General features: G+C 65.1%; 2 protein-coding genes and 1 tRNA gene. 2 read left to right on the top strand and 1 reads right to left on the bottom strand.

The window, feature by feature from the left end:
• Positions 1–98: 98 nt before the first annotated feature.
• Both AC1DBQ_RS23160 and AC1DBQ_RS23155 read left to right on the top strand, forming a co-directional pair.
• Positions 99–173: transfer RNA gene (locus AC1DBQ_RS23160), tRNA-Val, on the top strand.
• A gap of 83 nt (positions 174–256) precedes the next feature.
• Positions 257–1,102: a cytochrome gene (locus AC1DBQ_RS23155; protein WP_476930727.1), complete on the top strand. Its 846-nt coding sequence runs from the start codon at positions 257–259 to the stop codon at positions 1,100–1,102.
• 462 nt (positions 1,103–1,564) lie between these two features.
• Here the strand turns inward: AC1DBQ_RS23155 and AC1DBQ_RS23150 are convergent.
• Positions 1,565–1,905 (bottom strand): HNH endonuclease signature motif containing protein (locus tag AC1DBQ_RS23150; RefSeq protein WP_476930726.1); only part of this gene is annotated, 341 nt, incomplete at its 5' end.

The following is a 1,905-nucleotide window of genomic DNA, read 5'->3' as shown; positions in this document are numbered from 1 at the left end:
GGACTGGTGCGAGCGACAGGTGTGACCCCCTGTCGCTGGGTCGTCATCAGCGCCGATTTCTAAAATCCGTCCGGGTGGGCTAGCATTCAATGTCGTTGGGGCGATTGGCGCAGTGGTAGCGCGCTTCGTTCACACCGAAGAGGTCACTGGTTCGAACCCAGTATCGCCCACCAACGAAATGGTCCGTTCCGCTGACTCAGCGGGGCGGGCCATTTTGCTTTTCATCGTTGTCTGACCCCCGTGAAAGAGTCTTTATATGACCGCTCCACTCCTCGCCCACGCCACTGACTATGGCCGGATGTACGCACGCTCCACATCGGCACAATTCTCCGTCCCGTCAATCACTACAGTGATTGGCCAACAGCCCCACGGACTCGATGGCTGGTTCGGCTACATGGGTGCCAACAGCCTTGCCCAGGATCCCGAACTCCCCGGCATCCTGGGGAGCCCCGGCAAGCTGCGCCAGGCAGTCAGCCGGGCAGCCAAGGCAGCGGAGAGTTACCGGGACGAGGCCGCAAAGCGCGGCGACCGGGTCCACAACTACTGTGAGCAGGTTGCGCTGCGCGCGCTCGGCCGGCCGCACCAGATGAAGGAAACCCGCGAGGCCCTCGCCGCCAACGGTGAGGAAGCATTCGCTGCGCGATTCGATGAATGGTGGGATCTCTTCCAGGTTGAACCCATCGCCCCAGAGATCACGGTGTGGAACAAGGCGGTCGGCTATGCCGGCACCCTGGACCTCGTGGCGAAGATCAATGGCCGGACCTGTCTCATCGATTACAAGACCAAGGGCACCAGCCGGGACGGCACCGTCAAACCGCTCGATKACAAGGTCGTGATGCAGCTCGTCGCCGGTATGAAGGCGGAAGAAAGCCTCGTGGATCCCGTGGCGGGGGAGTGGGAAGCATGGCAGCACGGCGAATCKCCGATCCTCCTGGCTGTGGCAGTAGGGGAGACGGAAGTCCGTCCGCAGCGGGCCAATCCCGACGTCCTGAAACACCACTGGTGGAAATTCTGCGCTCTGCGCCGCGTTTGGGAAATGTCTGCCGACACGGCCACTGCCGGGGCGGCACTGCTCCCGCTCGCGCCTCCCGTGAAGCGCTGAGCCGGCGCTGCTGAGGCCGGGCCCGAGCTCTCTCGGGCTAACTGTTCCTATCGGGGGCACCCCATGCGGAAGAAGCTCATGGCTKGCCGCCGTGTCATCGCCCGGGCTGCCGTCGTGGAACCTGCTCAACTGCCCGGGATACCGCGCGGGCGTCCGTCAGACGGCCGTAACCGGAAGCCGCCTTCGCTGCCCGGTTGCCGCGACCGCCTGGTCTGCGATTACCTGGTCGTAACTCGGCCCGGGTAACGCAGTGACTCATCCTGCTCGCCGTCGTGCGGCCGTGCCAAGGAGCCGTGGCCACCGCGGACGGCAGCCGTGCTGCCGTTACCCCTTGGTGTGCGATCACGTGGTGGCACGTTGGCCTGTATGACGCCGTCGCTGCCCGAATCGCGCCGTCTCTGCTGGGTYCGGGATGACACGGGTGGCTCGGATCGGATCATGCTGTCATTGTCCGGGTTGCGGTTACGCGGCCCGGGTGAGTGGGGCGGGTGTGAAGTAGTGGTTGCGGCGGGGTTTCTGGCCGGGGTCGATGTGGGGTGGCGGGATGAACCAGGGAACCCCGGTCCGGACCTGGATGGTCCACGCCTCTTTGTGGATCAGGTGGTGGTGATGGGAACAGAGCAGGGTTCCGTTTTCCGTGCCCGTGGTTCCGCCGCGGGACCAGTAGCTGATGTGGTGGGATTCGCACCAGGGCGCGGGGATGGTGCAGCCGGGAAAGGCGCAGCCGAGGTCCCGGGCGATGAGGGCCTTGCGGAGGTGAGGCGGGAAGATCCGGGAGGCCCGGCCGATGTCCAGGATCCGTC

This window comes from Arthrobacter sp. 10T413_2, from assembly GCF_056394205.1.
This window is presented reverse-complemented; position numbering and strand designations above follow the sequence as displayed.